Consider the following 16,775-nt stretch of genomic DNA (forward strand, 5'->3'; position numbering starts at 1 on the left):
CCCTTGACCGTCGGACTCAGAGTCAACTACCACGACAGCGACAAGAGCGCCCTGCTCGGCGACTGCCTCCTGCCCGCGGCGCGCACCGCCCTCGCCCGCGAGGGGGTCACCGCGGCCTGGCTGCATCTGCACTGGCTGCGCGGACCGCACTGCGTGCTCTACGCGGACGGTGACCCGGACGCGGTGGAGGCCGCGGTGGCCGGGGCGCGGGAGGAGGTCCGGGACTTCCTGCGGCGGCACCCCTCCCGACGGCAGCTGGATCCCGCCCGGTACGAGGAGTTCTCCCAGCGGATGGGGCGCCTGGAACTGGTGGAGAGCCCCTACGCCCCGATCGAACCGGACAACTCCACCCGGAAGCTGGTCGGCGACCCGGTCGACACGTTCCTGCGCGGTCCCGAGGCGGTCGCGCTCAAGGGCCGGGTGCTCACCGACGGGCTCTCCCGGGTGGCCGGGCAGGCGGGCGGCCGCGGCGGCGAGCGGGCGGTGTTCGCGAACGTGTTCGCCGGGATGGGCGCGATCGCGACGCGCTACCCCCAGTGGGGGCTCAGATCGGGCTACCAGGCCTTCCTCTCGCACTGGAAGGAGTACTTCCACTGGTCGGACCCGCAGGGGCGGGCACAGGAACAGCTGGCCGCCTCCTACCTGGCGCAGCGGGAGGGGCTGGTGGCCTCCCTGCGCGGGGTGCACGAGGGCACGGGCGAGGACCCCCTCGCCCTGGACTGGGCCGAGTGGGTCGACCGGTGGCTGCCCGAGGCGGTCGCCCTGGCCGGGCAGGACCACATCCTGCCGTTCCCGCACCCGGAACGGCAGGAGCAGGCGGCGAGGTTCGGGGACGACGTGCGGGTGCGCTGGAGTGGCTCGGACGACCGTTCCTACAGCGACTTCCACCGGGAGTTCCGCAAGCTCGACTTCACCCGGCTCGGCGACGGGTACGGGTTCGCGGCGTTCCGGTTCCTGATCAACTGCTTCTTCGACCTGCTGCCGCTGATGGGGGTCACCCCGATCCAGCGGTACTCGGTGGCGTACCTGTTCACCGAGGCCGCCCAGGAGGTGGTGGGCGAGCGCTGGGAGGAGACGGTCCGCAGGGTCGTCGACCACCAGCGCAGCGACCCGGAGCTCCGGCCGACCCTTCCGTGGGTGGGCGATGCCTGAGACCACCGCGACCCCGACCGGCACCGGCCCCGGCACCCCGCCCGGAACCCCTTCCCCGGTGCGTCTCAAGAGCGCCGTCCGCGCCCGTTCCCTGGCGTCCGAGGGGGTGGCGCTGAGCATGGGCGCCACCGCCGTCGTCGTCCGGGGGTCCCGGGCCGACGCCGTGTGGCGGGCCCTGGAGCCGTCCCTGCGCGCCGGTTTCGACCGCCCCTCCCTACTGGGGAGCTTCCCGGAGAAGGGGCGCCCCTTCCTGGCGGGCATCCTCGACCAACTGGAGGAACACGGTTTCCTCCGCGAACTCGAACCCGAACCCGCGTCCCTCACCGAAGCGGAACGGGCCGCCTACCCGCACCTGGAGGCGGCGACCCGCCGCCCCTACGCCGCGCTGGCCGCGCTGCGCACGAGCACGGTCCGGGTGCGTTCGGCGTGCCCGCTGCTGGAGGCCCAGGTCCGGCGCGCCCTGGCCCGGGCCGGGTTCGGCGAGGTGCACGCCGACACCCGGCCCGGCCCGGGGGGGCCGGTGCTGCTGACCGCCCGGATCCGCGTACCGGACGGAGTAACCGGTGGGGAAGCCGACGGGGCTCCCGACGGAGCGCCCGGTGAAGAGTCCGAGCACGTGGTCGCCGCGGACGGCGGGCTCTGGCTGACCGGGCCGCGCAACCTTCCGGGCACCCCGGACCTGTCGGGGAGGTTGCGCGCCTGGCTCGACCGGCGCGAACCCGACCCGACGTACCACGAGCCGGACGAGGCCGCCCTGCGGATCACCCGGGCCCTGGTCGCCGCCCAGTTGGCGCTGGCCCTGGTCGCGCACGTGGCGCGGAGCGTCGAGGATGACGGCGCGGACGCCGCCGAGCCGGACCCCGAGTTCATGGTGACCACGGACGAGCTGGTCAGCGAACCGCACACCCTCCTCGTCCCGGAGCCGCTGGATCCGACGGCGCCCAGCGCGCTGCCCGCCCCGGAACCGCCGTTCACCGGCACGGCCGTCCCCGAGGCGAACCCCGGGTCGGGCCCCGGGGCGGAACCGGACCCCCTGGTGGTCCCCGACCGCCTGGACGCGCTCACCCACCTGTGGGACCGCGTGTTCGGCCCCCTCACCGAACCGGCCCCCGGGGACCTGCCCCAGCTCCCGGTGGGGTTGGCCCTGTCCGGCGACCGCGCCGGATGCGGGTTCACCACCGCCCAGGCCAGAGAGGACGCCCTGGTCAACGCCCTGCACGAGGTGGTCTGGCGCAGCCCGGCGGCCGTGGGCGACGACCCCGCCGGGGTCGGAGCCGCCGGACTCGGACTGGGTCTGACGCCGTCGGCCGCGATCGGCGCGGCCGTGGGCGACCTCCTCCTGAACCACGGGGAGGACGGTTGGAAGGACGTCGAACCCCCGGTCCTGTCGCCCACCGCCCGCCGGATGTGGACCGCCCTCACCCTGCGGTGCGGTGTGCCTGCCGAACTGACCCTCCAGGAGCTGGACGGAACCGGGCTGCTGCGGGCCCGGGTGGTCCCGGCCGACGGCGCGGACCTCGACGGCGCGAACCCCGTCGGCACGGACCTCGGGGCCGGCACCGTCCTCGGGGCCAGTGTCTCCCCCGACCCCGACGCCTGCGTCCGGGAGGCACTGCTCCGGGCGGTCGCGGCGGTCCGGCTCGCCGAGGAGGCGCCCCGCGCCGCCCTGGCGCGGTCGGGAACCGGTACGGAGGCGGTGACCTCGTCGCTCACCCGGTGGGCCCTCGGCACCGGAGCGGTGCGGGTGTCCGCGCCGGGCGGGGCCGGGTACTGGCGCTCCCGCGGGGTGCACTCGGCGGTGGCCGTATGGATCTGAACCCGTCCCCCGTGGGCGCGACCCTGGAGGACCCGCGTGCGGTGGCCGTGTCGGACGGGGTCCTGCACACCGCGATGAGCGGTGCCCTGGCCGTCCTGGGCCCGTGGACTCCGGACGGGTCGCCGGGCTGCTCGCGATGTGCCGGGCTCTGGCGCACCGACGTGGAGGGGGAGACGTCCCCCGACCGGTCCGCACCGGCCGGTCTCTTCGACCTCTGGGCGGACGTGTTCGCCGAGCTGGTCGGCGCCACCGACCCCGCCGTCCTGCGCCTGTGCCTGCTCGCCCTGGACTGCCGCACCGGCGAGGTGACCCGGCACCGCTTCGTCCCCCACCCGGACTGCGGCCACTGCTTCCCCGGCGGCCGGGGGCTCGCGGCAGCGGACACCCTCGATGGTCCGGCCGGAGATGCCACTGGGAGCCGCGGCCCGGACCTGGACACCGCCCAGCCGGTCGTCGGCGACGCCCTGCGCACCCGTGCCGTGGACCGGCTCGGCCTGCGGGAGCGGCTGCTCGACTTCAGGTTCGGGCCCGTCGCCCACGTCTACCGGGACGAGGAGTCGCCCCTGGCCCTGACGACCTGCGAGACCGTCGCCCCCGGGCGCGCGGTGCGGGAGGGCGGCTACGGGCGCTCCACCCGCTTCACCGCCAGCGAGGTGCCCGCCTTCCTCGAGGGCGTGGAACGGGTGACCGGAGGCAGGCGCCTGTCCGGCGCGGCCACGGTGCACGGCTCGTACGCGGAGGTGGCCGAGGACGCCGTCGACCCCGCCGACCTGGGCCTGCACGAACCCGAGTGGTACGGGCACCCCGCGTTCGAGCCCGTCCCCTACACCCCGCACACGCCCACCACCTGGGTGTGGGGGTGGTCGACGCGGGAACGGCGCCGCGTCCTGGTCCCCGAGCACGTCGCGTACTGGCACGCGGGCCGCGCCCGGGAACGGTTCCTGTACGAGTCCTCCAACGGCTGCGCCGTGGGAGGAACGCCGGCGGAGGCCGTCCTGTACGGCCTGTTCGAGGTGGTGGAGCGGGACGCCTTCCTGCTCGCCTGGTACTCGCGCACCCGGTTGCGCCTGATCGAGGGGGCCGACGACCCGGATCTGCTGCACCTTGCGGACCTGCTGACCGAGCGGGGGCTCCGCCTGCGGCTGTACGACCTCACCAGCGACCTGGGGGTGCCGACCGTCATGGCCGTGGTGACCGCGCCCGAAGAGGCCGTCCGCGAGGACCGGGCGCCCGCGCTCAGTCTGGCCACCGGGACTCACCTGGACCCGCGCCGCGCACTGATGGCCGCGGTCGAGGAGACCGCGACCAACGCGCTGATGTACCCCAAGTGGGTGCGGATGCGGCCTTCGGTGTCGGTGGAGCGGTGCCGCCCCATGCTCGACGACTTCACCCTCGTCCGCACCCTGGAGGACCACACCGGCATGCACGGTCTGTGGGAGGCCCGGCCCCTGTGGGAGTTCCTGGAACACCCCGGCGGCAGCGTGGGCATGGGGGAGTTCACCGCCGGCCGGCCGTCCTCCTTCGCCGGGACCGACCTCGCCTCGGTGCTGCGCGAACGGTTGGCGGCCGTGCACGGGCTCGGGCTCGACGTGGTGGTCGTGGACCAGAGCAGCGCGCCGTACACGGAGGCGTCCGGTACCCGCTCGGTCAAGGTGATCGTCCCCGGGGCCCTGCCGATGACCTTCGGCCACACCCACCGCCGGACCCGCTCGCTGGAGCGGCTGACCCGCGCATCCGAGCTGTTCGAGGGAGGAGTTCCATGGGGGACGCCCGGCACGACGTACCCGGTACCGCACCCGTTCCCGTGACCGGACGAACCCCGGGCGGCCGACCTCGGGGGGCCGGTGCCCCAGGAAACGGAGTTCCAGGAAACGGAGCCCCGGGGAGCAGGGCTCCGGACAACGAGCCTTCGGTGGACAGGGCTTCGGGCGACGGGGCTTCGGGCGACGAGGGCCGGGAGGACGGGGCTCCGATGGGCGGGCTGAAGGACGCGCTCGCGCACTTCCACGCCCAGTCGTACGGCAAGGACGTGGCCGGGGTCGAGACGCTGTTCTTCGGTGAGGGCCTGTCCAACGGCCTGGCCGGGCCCACCCCGGGGCAGGTCCGACCGCCCCTGCCGGTCCTGGCCCCGCTGCGCGCCCTCGACGCCGCCGTCCCCGCTCTGGGCGGACCGTGGTCACCAGCGCAGCGCCTGCTCGCCGCGTGTGTGGAGGCGGTACGGGTGCGCCGGATCTCGGCGGCCGACCGGTACCCGGTGCACCGCGCCTACCCCTCGCCGAGGGGCCTGTTCGGGGCGGACCTGTTCCTACTACCCCGCGAGGGGGGCCGGTGGTGCCTGCGGGTGGACCCGCAGTCGCACGCGCTCCAACCGGTCGGGGGCGCCGAGGCGCTGCCGGACCTGGAACTGGACCTGGAACGGGAAGGGGTTCTGTCCGAGGCCCGCCTGGTGGTGGCGGTGGACCGCCACCGGTACCCGCCCGAGTACGGCAGGCTGCGTTCCTCCCTGGCCCGGTTGGAAGGGGGCCACCTGCTGGCGACCCTCGGTCTGACCCTGACCCGGGCCGGGCTCAACCCCCGGACCCACCCGGACCCGACTCACCGGGCCTGCGCGGAGGCCGCCCCGCTGCTCCCCGAGGGCATGACCCCCGTCGCCGCGATCACCACCGGCCCGGCCGGGGCGGCGGGCATCGCGCCCGAAGCCACTGCGCGGGTGGCGGCCGCCGTCTCCCCCGCGGGCCGCTCCCTCCGCGGGTGGCTGGACGAGCGGACCAGCGGGGTCTCCACGGCAAACCTGGTGACGAGCGCGTACGTGAGCCCGGAGAGGGGTTCGGCGGTGACCGCGGGGCTGGCCGAGGCGTTCGCCGCGGTTCACGGGTCCCTCCCCGAACCGGACGCCCTGCGGCTGTACCGGCACGTGCTGGAGGGTGACCGGGTGGACGAGCGGTCCGTGCGCGAGCTCCGCGCGGACGGCTCAGAGGGGCCCGCACGCGCGGCCCCGCGCACCGGGGAGAGCAACTTCTCCGCCACCCTCGGGTACACCCTGGCCGTGGACTTCCCCGCCTGGGCCCGCGCCCACGGCGCCCGGCACGCCGAAACCGTCCTGCACACCCTGCTCGGCTGGATCGCCCAGTGGGGCTGCCTCGGCGCCGCCGCCACCGGGCTGTGCGCACGGCCGATGCGCAACTACTCGGAGGAGGACTGGGGGTCTGCTCTGGGCCTGGCACCCGGGCAGACCCCCGCCTACCAACTATGGGTGCGCTCCGAACGCGGCACCTACCTGGACGTCCCGGTCGACGCGGCCCCGGACACCGACCCCCCGGAGATCCCATGACCCGCACCTGGTCCGCCGTGTACGTGTACCTGCACCGCAGCCGCACGGACATCGACTCCTTCCTCCTGGAGCACCTGGCCCCGCACGCGGAGGAGCTGGTCGCTGCCGGGCACGCCGAGGACTGGTTCTACCTGCGCTACTGGGACGGCGGCCCGCACCTGCGGGCCCGGTTCCTCAACGCCGACGCGGCGGCCGTCGCGGATTTCGCCGAGCGGATGCGCGCCCTGGCCGAAAAAACCTCGGCCTCCGCGCTGGCCCTGGACAGCGACGCCTACTACGCGGACCTGCCCGAGGCGGACCCGGAGCACTGGTACGCCGACGGCGCCGTACTGAAGGCGGTGTACGAACCCGAGACCGAGCGGTACGGCGGCCCGCGCGCCCTGGAGGTCTGCGAGGACTTCTTCGCCGTGAGCACCCGGATCGCGCTCGCCGTACTGCGTTCGGCGCCCGAGCCGCACCAGCGGCAGGTGGTGGCCGCCGACCTGACCGCGCTGGCGTTCGGGGTGCTCGGGTTCGACGACGTGGAGGCCGTCCGGCAGGCCCGCGGGTACTACGCCACCTGGGACTACTCGGCCGAGGTCGCCCGTGGCGGGAGCCGGGCGAGGGCCGAGGCGGAACGGCTCTTCCACTCGGCGCCCTCGCGGTGGTTGCAGCGGCGGCCCCGGGTGGAACGGCTGGTGGCGGGCGAGGGATCGTCCACCCACCACCTGTGGGACCGCGGGCTGCGGGGGGCGGTGGGGCGGCTGCGGGAGATCGGCGCCGAGGAGGGGTTGACCAACGGCCTGGACCGGATCGTGTGGTCGCTGCTGCACATGACGCACAACCGGCTCGGGCTGGACATCGACGACGAACGCCGGGTGGCCTGGCTGCTGTCGCTGTGCTACCCCCGCTGGGAGCCGCCGGGCGACTACTTCGAGCCCGGGGTGGGCGCCCCGGACCGGGTGTACGCCGAGGCCAGCAAGTACCTTCCGGACACCATCGGCGGCGCCCACCTGCCGCGGCCGGTACCCGCGGAGAGGGTCCGGCCGGAGGCCGCCGGGGCTCCGCTGGTAGCCCTCCCCGAGCCCGCTCCGCTCACCGCGCCGCTGGGCGGGGCGCTCGCAGAGCGGGCGAGCTGGCACGGCGACTACGGTTCCCGGCTGGGTCTGGACGAGCTGTCGGCGCTGCTCGGGCACGGGGCCGGGGTCAGCCGCAGCCGTGCCGGAGGGCACGGTGGTGGCGGAGGGCCCGGTGGTGCCGAAGAGCACGGTGGCGCGGAAGAGCACGGTGGTGCCGGAGGAAACGGCCGGCTTGTCGGGTCCGGCGGGGAAGGGCGGCCCGGGCACCGGGTGCCGCCACGCACCCACCCCTCGCCAGGGGCGGCCTACGCCACCCAGGTGTGGGTGGTGGCCCGGCACGTGCGGGGACTGGAACCGGGCACCTACCGCTACCGGGCCGAGGAGCACCGGCTGCTGCGCGCGGACGGCCCCACGGGGGTGGACCGGCTGGTCGAGCTCTCGCCGTTCCTGCGTGCGGAGGCCGACGGGCACCCCGGGGCAGTGGCCGGGACGGTGGGGGCGCTGGTGCTCCTGGTGGGCGACCTGGGTCGGCTCCGCGAGGGGTACGGCCAGCGGGCGCTGCGGCTGCTGTTCCAGGAGTGCGGGCACGTGGCGCAGAACCTGTCACTGTGCGCGGCGGCGCTGGGGCTGCGGTCCCTGGTGGTGTCGGGGTTCGCCGACGACGCGGCCAACGCGCTGCTGCACCTGGACGGGGTGGACCGGACGGTGCTCACCCTGTTTCCGATCGGGGCCGGACCCGCCGATCACCGGTGATCCTGCTCGCAGTGCGGTCCTCGACGGCCGGGGGCCGCACCGGGGACAGGACCACCGCGCCGTGGACCGCTCCCGGAACCAGGCCCCGGAGAGCGGGGACACCAGGGGAATGGGAGCGCGGCCATACTTCCGCCCGGGACACCGGGGAGACCGCCCTGAACAGCTCTTTCGCGCTTTCGGCATGGCCTGGAGGACACAAGTGTCTATCGTCACTGGCGTCTGCGGCTACTCAGTAGTAACATTGACTTGTTACTAGCCGGTAGATCCGCGTGTACAGACACCGCGGCCAGGGACACAGCGGAGCTGTCCATGACGCATTACAAGAGCAACCTGCGCGACATCGAGTTCAACCTCTTTGAGCTGTTCAAGCGCCAAGACGTACTGGGCGAGGGCCCGTTCGAGGAGCTGGACGAGGAGACCGCGCGCACCATCCTGGACGAGATCAACCGTCTCGCCACGGGCGTCGTCGCGGAGTCGTTCGAGGACGCGGACCGCAACCCCCCGGTCTTCGACCCCAAGACCAACACCGTCGCCATCCCCGAGAGCCTGAAGAAGTCCTACAAGGCCTACATGGACGCCGGCTGGTACAACCTCGACCTCCCCCAGGAGCTCGGCGGCCTCGGCGCCCCCCGCTCCCTGGTGTGGTCCGCGGCCGAGCTGATCCTGGGCTCGAACCCCTCCATCCACATGTACTCGGCCGGTCCCGGCTTCGCGAGCATCCTGCACTCCGAGGGCAACGAGCAGCAGAAGAAGTTCGCCGAGATGGCCATCGAGCGCGGCTGGGGCGCCACCATGGTGCTGACCGAGCCGGACGCCGGTTCGGACGTCGGCGCCGGCCGCACCAAGGCCACCGACCAGGGCGACGGCACCTGGCACATCGAGGGTGTGAAGCGCTTCATCACCTCGGCCGAGCAGGACATGACCGAGAACATCTTCCACCTGGTGCTGGCCCGCCCCGAGGGCGCCGGCCCCGGCACCAAGGGCCTCTCGCTCTACCTGGTGCCGAAGTACCTGGTCAACGAGGACGGCTCGCTCGGTGAGCGCAACGGCGCCTACGTCACCAACGTCGAGCACAAGATGGGCCTCAAGGCCTCCACCACCTGTGAGCTGACCTTCGGCGACAAGCACCCCGCCATCGGTTACCTCGTCGGCGACAAGCACGACGGCATCCGCCAGATGTTCCTCATCATCGAGTACGCGCGGATGATGGTCGGCACGAAGGCGATCGCGACCCTGTCCACGGGTTACCTGAACGCCCTGGAGTACGCCAAGAACCGCGTGCAGGGCAACGACCTCGCCGGGGCGAAGAACTCCCCGAAGGTCACCATCACCCACCACCCGGACGTGCGTCGCAGCCTCATGACGCAGAAGGCGTACGTGGAGGCCATGCGTTCGCTGGTCCTCTACACCGCCACCACCCAGGACGCGATCCAGATCGCACACTCCAAGGGTGAGGACGTCACCGAGCTGGAGGCCATGAACGACCTCCTGCTGCCGATCGTCAAGGGTGTGGGTTCGGAGCGTTCCTACAACCTGCTCGCCGAGTCCCTGCAGACCCTGGGCGGCTCCGGGTTCCTGCAGGAGTACCCGATCGAGCAGTACATCCGGGACGCCAAGATCGACACCCTCTACGAGGGCACCACGGCGATCCAGGCCCAGGACTTCTTCTTCCGCAAGATCGTGAAGAACGGTGGCCAGGCCATCGGCAAGCTGTCCGCCGAGATCCGGACCTTCGCTGAGAGCGACGCCGGCAACGGCCAGCTCAAGGAGGAGCGTGCGCTCCTGCTGTCCGCCCTGGGCCAGACCGAGAAGATCGTCGAGCTCATGGTCGGCCACGCGATGGGCTCCGCCGAGGACTCCCGCGAGCTGTACAAGGTGGGCCTGAACTCGGTCCGTCTGCTCTTCGCCTTCGGTGACGTCGTTCTTGCCTGGCTGCTGCTCCGCCAGGCCGAGATCGCGCTGAACAGCCTCGACGGCGCCGGCGACGACGACAAGAACTTCTACACCGGCAAGATCGCCGCCGCGCGCTTCTTCGCCGAGCAGTTCCTGCCGCGCGTGGAGTCCGAGCTGAAGGTGGCCCAGAACGTGAACCTGGGCCTCATGGAGGTTCCCGAGGAGGCCTTCTAGGTCTTCCCGAGTACCCCGAGGCACCAGCGCGGGGTCGCGCGAGGTAGCGCGAGTGCAGTGCAGGACAGTGCGAGGTACTGAACCACCGCCGAGGGGCGGGACGATTCGTTCGTCCCGCCCCTCGGGCGTTCTGTGGGGGTGGGGCAGGGTGGAGGCACAGGGTCAAGACCCCTGGGGTGGAGTGGGCTGCGCGGGTGCGGTTGACACCTGTGGCCCAGTTCCTCTGCTGCCCTTCTGTCCGCCCGGTCGGGTTCAGGCCCCTTTTTTCACGGTGATCTTGCTACCAGGGGCAACTTCGGCGCCGAAGTTGCCCCTGGTAGCAAGATCACCGTGGATTAGTGGGTTTCGGAAGCAGCGGACACCCTGCTGAACAGGTTTCGGGCGCCGCGGGCTCGGGGCTGCCCCCTCAGCGACCGCCCGCGACCCGCCCCCGCTGCTGGTCCCCCGGGGCCGTCAGGCCCTCGAAAGGGGCAGGCCCCCGACCGCCCCGACCGCACGCCCCGCCACCCCTTACGAGGCCGACCTGCTTGAGGTGCCGGGAGAGTGGGTCGTGCAGGTACTCAGGGTCAGCTACTCCACCGAGGACATTCCGATCCACGCCCTCGAAACGATCTGCGCCGCGTCCCGACACACCTTCCCCATCGGCCAGGCTGTCGACAGCGACCAGTTCTGACCGCCCGGGAAAACGGCCCCGGCGGGCAGCCGGGGCCGTTCCGTCCTGATGACTTCCCCGCACGCACTGCGCCCCGGGGTCCCTGAGCGGGTGGCTTCGGGGACGGCCCCGCCCGTCGACCCTGTCTCAGTTCCGGGTGCGGCGCCTGATGAACACGGCGAGCACGCAGGTGGACAGGGTGGTCGTGAGGGCCATCGGGAGGAACGCCCACTGGTAGGAGGCGGGTTCGTCCGGCAGTGCCTGGAGGACGGCCCCGGCCGCCACCGTGCACACCACGGCGGTGGTGAAGCCGCTCATGTTGACCAGGCCGGAGGCGACGCCGGTACGGCTCGCGGGGATGCCGTCGCGGGCGAAGTCGAAGGAGATCGTGGGCGCCATGGTCTGACCGAGCGCGCTCACCGCCAGCACGGTGACCCCCAGGGGCACCGGAGCCCCGTCCGGCCACAGGACCAGCAGGAGCCACCCCAGACTCAGGGATCCACCGAGCACCAGGGCGAAGTACACCCGCACCCCCGGCCGGCGGCCGATCAGCAGCCCCGCGACGGGGGCCATCCACAGGGCCCCGGCCGCCAACCCGGTGAGGGTGAGCGCGGCGGTGCCCTCGGACAGCCCCAGGCCGCCCACGAGGAAGGGGTAGCCCCAGAGCACCATCATCATCGTGAACGGCGCCATGACGGCCGCATGGTGCGCCATGCCGATCCGGGGCCCGTCCGCCCTCAGCGCCTCCCTGAGCGCCGCCCAGACGGATATGGGGTCGGCGACGGTGGAGCGCCCCGCGGCGCCTGCGGGGCGGTCACGCACCACCAGGAGCACGAGGAGGGCCATCAGGACGGTCAGGCCGGTGGTGGCGAGGAAGGCCGCCACCCAGCCGACCCCGCCGAGCGCCCAGGCCAGCGGGGCCGCGCTGGCCACCTGGCCGGTACCGCCGACCACACCGGTCAACCCACTGACCAGCGCGTACCGCGCACGCGGAAACCACAGGGCGGCGAGCCGGATGACGTTGAGGAACACGAGCGCGTCGCCGAGACCGATCAGGAACCGCCCCGCGACGGCCACCTCGATCCCCGGGGCGAGCGCGAACAGGCACGAACCGAGGGCCATCGCGACCATGCCCATGACCAGGGTGTACCGGGGACCGAGCCGGTCGGCGAGCAGTCCGGCGGGCACCTGGAGGAGGACGTACACGAGGAGCTGGAGCATGGGCAGCAGCGACAGCAGCGCGGGTCCCACGTCGAACCTGCTCTGGGCCTCCAACGCCGCGACGCCCAGCCCGTTGCGGTGCAGCATGGCGAGGAAGTAGCCGCCCACCGCCACGCCCCACACCAGCCAGGCGCGGGCGCCGCCCGCCGGCTCCGCGGAGGACCCGCCGCTCACGGGCGTCCTGTCACCGGATGTCTCGGTCTGTGTCACTTCGCAGCTTCTCCCCTGGTTCGACCCGTCTTCCAGTGTCCTCCAGAACGTTGAATGCCCAGTACACCGGGGTGACCAGGAACGCAAAGCGGCCGGGAATCCCCGCGGCGGCAGCGGGTGCGGCTCCGACAAGAACTCCTCCCAGACGGGCAAAGACCCGACAACCTGCGGAAAGTCACTACGAGTCACTCACGATGCGCGATGGGTGCCGAAAACGGGTGAGTCTCACGACAGCCAGCACGGGACTAGAGTCCCTTTATCACGAAAAAGAAACGCATACTGATGTTCGAAAACGGCCTCTTGAACTGCAGGTTCCATCCCCAAACAGGTCGATGCCCATTCGTTAGATGTGAGATGCGTCACTCTTAGAAGCCTCGACTACGGGGGGTCAGTTGCTGCTAGCATCCGGAGCGCGAAGGATAACTACGAGGTAACGACATCGTTCACGCCTCACCAACTTCGCGGAGAGAGGTCGCCAACTCCGGTTGGACGTGGCGGACCGAACTCGAACCGCGGCGACGTGGCCGCAACAAGCACACACGGTCAGCACACCCGCGGTACCCCGACACACACTGGAGACGACCTTGAGTCACTGGCGCCTGAACAACCCCCGGGCCTCCCGGGCGAAGTCGGCCCTCGCCAGGCGAATCAAGCACAAGCCCCGGCACGCCTTCTGCGCCGAGCGCGCGATCACGGCGCTGCTGGGCGAGCTCGCCTCAGTGGCCTCCCGCCCCTTGTACTGGTCCGGCTCCTCCGAGATGGCCGTCGCCTCCGTGATGCGCGACGTCAACGTCTGGTGCCGGGACGGCCGCTTCTTCTGGAACGACCTCTTCCAGGGCGGCACGATGTCGCACCCCGCCAGCGACCCGGTCGGTGCCGCCGCCCTTCTGAACCCGTTCGCCCAGGTTCCGGAGCCCGCGCACTACTACACGCACCGCCAGCCGGTCGCCGCCTGACCCGTTGACCGCGCGCGTCGAGACCGACACCGTCGTGGTCGGCCTGGGTGCGATGGGCTCCCAGGCCCTGTGGCACCTCGCGCGTGAGGGTGTCGACGCGATCGGGGTCGAACAGTTCTCCCCCGGACACGACCGGGGCTCCAGCCACGGCGAGTCCCGGATCATCCGGACCGCCTACCTGGAAGGCGCCGAGTACGTCCCGTTCGTGCAGGCCGCCTGGCGCGCCTGGGACGAACTCGAGCAGGCCTCCGGGTCCCGGCTCGTGGTGCGCTCCGGCGCCCTGATGCTCGGCGGACCCGACTCCGGCGTAATCCGTGGCTCCGTCGCCGCCGCCGAACACCACGGCCTGGCCCACGAACGCCTCTCCGCCGAGGAACTCGCCGAACACCACCCCCGACACGCCGTACGCACCGGCGAGGTGGGCGTCTTCGAGGCGGACGCCGGCGCGGTCCTGCCCGAAGCCTCGATCCTCGCCGCCGTCCGCCTGGCCCGCCTGGCCGGCGCCCGGGTGTGGACCGGTCGTGCCGTCACCCGGATCGAACCCGACCCGGGCCACCCCCGCGTACGGGTCGGCGACACCGAGATCCGTGCCCGGCGCGTCATCGTCACCGCCGGGGCCTGGCTCCCCGGGCTCCTGCCGGGAACCGCCCGCCTGGGTGGCGGCATCCGGGTGGAGCGCCGTGTGCTCGGCTGGTTCCGCCTCACCGAACCCGCCCGTGAACCCTCGGCCCCCGAACCCGTCTTCGCCCGCGAGGAACCCGACGGCGCCCTCTGGTACGGCTTCCCCAGCATGGACGGCGGCCGTACCGTGAAGATCGGCGTGCACGCCGAACCGCCCGAGGTCAGAGCTGGCACCACCCGGCCCGCCGGCTCCCAGTGGGGCGAACCCGTCGACCCCGGCCCCGGACCGCGTCCACCGGACGAGGCCGACGCGCGCCGCCTGGGCGCACTGGCGGCGGGTCTGCGCGGTGTCGCTCCGCTGCCCGACCGCATGGCGTCCTGCATGTACACCATGACCCCGGACGAGCACTTCCTCATCGGGCACCGGAACGAACTGCCCGGTCTGATCCTGGCCGGGGGCTTCTCCGGGCACGGCTTCAAGTTCGCGTCGGCGGTCGGCCGGGCCCTGGCCGACCTGGCCCGGGACGGCCGCACGGACCTGCCCGTCGGTATGTTCGACCCGCACCGCTGGGACTCCCCTCCCGCGCACCTCTGAGGTCCGCCGCTCACACCACCCCTATCGCCGTCCTCCGCCGCGACGGTTCGGAGTCGGCCGGAACAGGACACACACCTGGGTGCTTTGTCGCCAAGCAGCTACATTGGCGGGGTACCCCGCCCCCCGGACACCCCCAGGACCTGCCGGAACACGGGCCCCACCGCGCTTCCGTACGCAGTAAGGACCACACCGCCGTGCAACCCCTCGCCTCCGACGACCCCCACGCCATCGGTCCGCACCGGCTCCTCGCCCGCCTCGGCGCGGGCGGCATGGGCAAGGTGTACCTGGCCCGCACCCCCGACGGGCACCTGTGCGCCCTGAAGGTGGTCAAGGAGGACCTGGCCCACGACAGCCAGTTCCGGGCCCGCTTCGCCCGCGAGGTACGCACCGCCCAGCGCGTGCGCGGACCCTTCACCCCCTCGGTCGTGGACGCCGACCCGGACGCCGCCGCGCCGTGGATGGCCACCGAGTACGTGCCCGGCCCCACCCTCAAGGAAGCGGTCCGGGAGAACGGCCCCTTCCCCGAGGAGTCGCTTCGGGTCCTCGTCCTGGGCCTGGCCCGCGCCCTGGCCACCGTCCACGCGGCCGGACTCATGCACCGCGACCTCAAACCCTCGAACATCCTGCTCTCGCCGCGCGGCCCCCAGGTGATCGACTTCGGCATCGCCCGCGCCGTCGAGGGCACCGTCCTCACCAGGACCGGCCAGACCTTCGGCACCCCCGCCTACACCTCGCCCGAGCAGATCACCGGACAGAACGTGTCCCCGCGCGCCGACGTGTTCTCCATGGCGGGCGTCGTGCTGTTCGCGGCCGGCGGCAGACCGCCGTTCGGCGAGGGCAGCGCGATCGGCACCCTCAACAAGGTCATGAACGGCGATCCGCACCTGGAGGCCGTCCCCGAGGGCCCGCTACGCGACCTGCTCGCCCGGTGCTTCGCCAAGGATCCCGACCAGCGTCCGGACGCCGAAACCGTCCAGCGGGAACTCTCCGGGCTCCCGCTGCCCTCCGCCGAACACGGCTGGCTCCCCCCGCAGGTCAACCAACAGATCAGCGCCAAGGCCGGTGAGCTGCAACAGGCCGAGGCCGCCGAGCGGACCACCGTGCCCGTGGCCGGGCGCGGGGGGACCGGCCACGGGGGTGACGGTCGCCCCTGGTGGCGCGGACGGACCGCAACGCTTGTGACCGCGGCGGCCGCCGCCCTCGTCCTGCTGGGCGGCGGCGCCTTCGCGCTGACCGCGCTCCCCCTCGGTTCCCAGGAGGACGGCCCCGGGGACACCGCCGACGGTGAGCCCGCGGACGGGGAGGGCGCAAGCGGCGAAGAGGGCGGTGACGGAGACGAGGAAGCCGCCGTCACCCTGGAGGGTTTTCTCTACGACTTCAGCTTCTCCGAGGACGGGGAGACCCTGCACGTCTTCGGCTCCGGAACACTCTCCTCCTGGAACTGGCAGGAGGGAACGGTGACCGACCAGTACTCCCCCGTCCCGACCGGCGCCGTGGTCACCCCCGGCGGTTTCGCCGCGGGCACCACCACCACCTACATCGAGGTGTGGGAGGGCGGCAGCGAGAACCGGGTCGCCGTACTCGGCGGCAACAGCGAGGACCGCGGCCAGTACGACATGCCCGCGCTCACCAGTGACGGCACCACCGTGGCCAACCTCGCCTCCGACGACGGGACCGTGGACGGCGACCCGCTCATCCAGGTGTGGGACGTGGAGTCCCGCGAGGTGCGCAACGAGTTCGCCATCAACGGCTACCTGGCGGACATGTTCTACACCCCCGACGACTCGGCCCTCGTCGCCGTGGTCGCCGAACCCGACTACGCCGCACACGTCGGCGTGTACGTCTGGGACCCCGAGACCGGTGAGGAGCTCCAGGCCTTCGAGGGCGCCGAGTACTACGACGTCTCCCTGGCCGGTGACGGCACGAGCCTGGCGATGGTCACGGACCGGCGGGAGGCCCACATCGCCGACATCGGAACCGGCGAGGTCCGCGACCTGGAGTCCCCCGGGCTCGAATACGAGGAGCTCTACGAGGTCGAGTTCTCCATCGACGGCTCGTTGGTCTACGGCGCCACCTCCGACCTCAGCGACGCGTCCGGGTTCGTGTGGGACGTGGAGAGCGGCGACCTCGTCGAAACGGGCGGCAACCTCGTCCTCAACGCCCCCCTCGGCGTGCACCCCGACGGCGAACACCTCTTCACCGCCGTCGTCGAGGCGGGCGTCTACACCATCGTCGTCATGGACGCCGACTTCAACGTCGTCGCCGAAGTGAACTGACCCTCCC

Annotated in this window: 11 protein-coding genes; 10 read left to right on the forward strand and 1 reads right to left on the reverse strand. The window is 72.5% G+C overall.

The annotated features are described in order from the left end of the window. Nucleotides 1–3 precede the first annotated feature (3 nt). The 7 genes from ACUKCB_RS19795 (at nt 4) to ACUKCB_RS19825 (ending at nt 10,910) form a co-directional block, all read left to right on the forward strand. The gene (locus ACUKCB_RS19795) at nt 4–1,152 is read left to right on the forward strand and encodes a hypothetical protein (RefSeq protein ID WP_473037090.1); all 1,149 of its coding nucleotides are present in this window, start codon (nt 4–6) and stop codon (nt 1,150–1,152) included. Next, nucleotides 1,145–2,968 carry a hypothetical protein gene (locus ACUKCB_RS19800; RefSeq protein ID WP_473037091.1) on the forward strand — a complete coding sequence of 608 codons (1,824 nt, stop codon included), beginning with the start codon at nt 1,145–1,147 and terminating at the stop codon, nt 2,966–2,968. Before ACUKCB_RS19795 ends, ACUKCB_RS19800 begins: the two co-directional genes overlap by 8 nt. Then, nucleotides 2,959–4,776, forward strand: coding sequence for a YcaO-like family protein (locus ACUKCB_RS19805; RefSeq protein ID WP_473037092.1), 1,818 nt, complete (start codon nt 2,959–2,961; stop codon nt 4,774–4,776). Before ACUKCB_RS19800 ends, ACUKCB_RS19805 begins: the two co-directional genes overlap by 10 nt. Nucleotides 4,777–4,880: 104 nt before the next feature. Then, nucleotides 4,881–6,299, forward strand: coding sequence for a hypothetical protein (locus tag ACUKCB_RS19810; protein ID WP_473037093.1), 1,419 nt, complete (start codon nt 4,881–4,883; stop codon nt 6,297–6,299). Further along, complete coding sequence (locus tag ACUKCB_RS19815; protein WP_473037094.1) at nt 6,296–8,110, forward strand: thiopeptide-type bacteriocin biosynthesis protein; 1,815 nt, start codon at nt 6,296–6,298, stop codon at nt 8,108–8,110. The genes ACUKCB_RS19810 and ACUKCB_RS19815 overlap by 4 nt, the downstream gene beginning before the upstream one ends. A 309-nt stretch (nt 8,111–8,419) precedes the next feature. After that, nucleotides 8,420–10,237, forward strand: coding sequence for an acyl-CoA dehydrogenase (locus ACUKCB_RS19820; RefSeq protein ID WP_473037095.1), 1,818 nt, complete (start codon nt 8,420–8,422; stop codon nt 10,235–10,237). Between the two features lie 550 nt (nt 10,238–10,787). Further along, entirely contained in the window at nt 10,788–10,910 is a 123-nt protein-coding gene (locus tag ACUKCB_RS19825; protein ID WP_473037097.1) for a hypothetical protein, read from the forward strand. 126 nt (nt 10,911–11,036) lie between these two features. Here ACUKCB_RS19825 and ACUKCB_RS19830 read toward each other — a convergent pair whose 3' ends face one another. After that, complete coding sequence (locus tag ACUKCB_RS19830; protein ID WP_473037098.1) at nt 11,037–12,320, reverse strand: MFS transporter; 1,284 nt, start codon at nt 12,318–12,320, stop codon at nt 11,037–11,039. Between the two features lie 584 nt (nt 12,321–12,904). On the opposite strand from ACUKCB_RS19830, the gene ACUKCB_RS19835 reads away from it, so the two are divergent. From ACUKCB_RS19835 to ACUKCB_RS19845, 3 genes are all read left to right on the forward strand, one after another. Beyond that, nucleotides 12,905–13,276 carry a hypothetical protein gene (locus tag ACUKCB_RS19835; RefSeq protein ID WP_191276415.1) on the forward strand — a complete coding sequence of 124 codons (372 nt, stop codon included), beginning with the start codon at nt 12,905–12,907 and terminating at the stop codon, nt 13,274–13,276. 4 nt (nt 13,277–13,280) lie between these two features. After that, a complete protein-coding gene (solA, locus tag ACUKCB_RS19840) occupies nt 13,281–14,492 on the forward strand; it encodes an N-methyl-L-tryptophan oxidase (RefSeq protein ID WP_473037099.1) in 1,212 nt (403 codons plus the stop codon). Nucleotides 14,493–14,686: 194 nt separating this feature from the next. After that, nucleotides 14,687–16,768 (forward strand): WD40 repeat domain-containing serine/threonine protein kinase, encoded by a 2,082-nt coding sequence (locus ACUKCB_RS19845; protein ID WP_473037100.1) that lies wholly within the window; start codon nt 14,687–14,689, stop codon nt 16,766–16,768. Nucleotides 16,769–16,775: the final 7 nt, after the last annotated feature.

Source organism: Nocardiopsis moroccensis (assembly GCF_055763695.1).

Coding starts and splice junctions, on each gene's coding strand:
- ACUKCB_RS19800 (WP_473037091.1), top strand. CDS start 1,145: ATGCCTGAGACCACCGCGACCCCGACCGGCACCGGCCCCGGCACCCCG.
- ACUKCB_RS19805 (WP_473037092.1), top strand. CDS start 2,959: ATGGATCTGAACCCGTCCCCCGTGGGCGCGACCCTGGAGGACCCGCGT.
- ACUKCB_RS19815 (WP_473037094.1), top strand. CDS start 6,296: ATGACCCGCACCTGGTCCGCCGTGTACGTGTACCTGCACCGCAGCCGC.
- ACUKCB_RS19820 (WP_473037095.1), top strand. CDS start 8,420: ATGACGCATTACAAGAGCAACCTGCGCGACATCGAGTTCAACCTCTTT.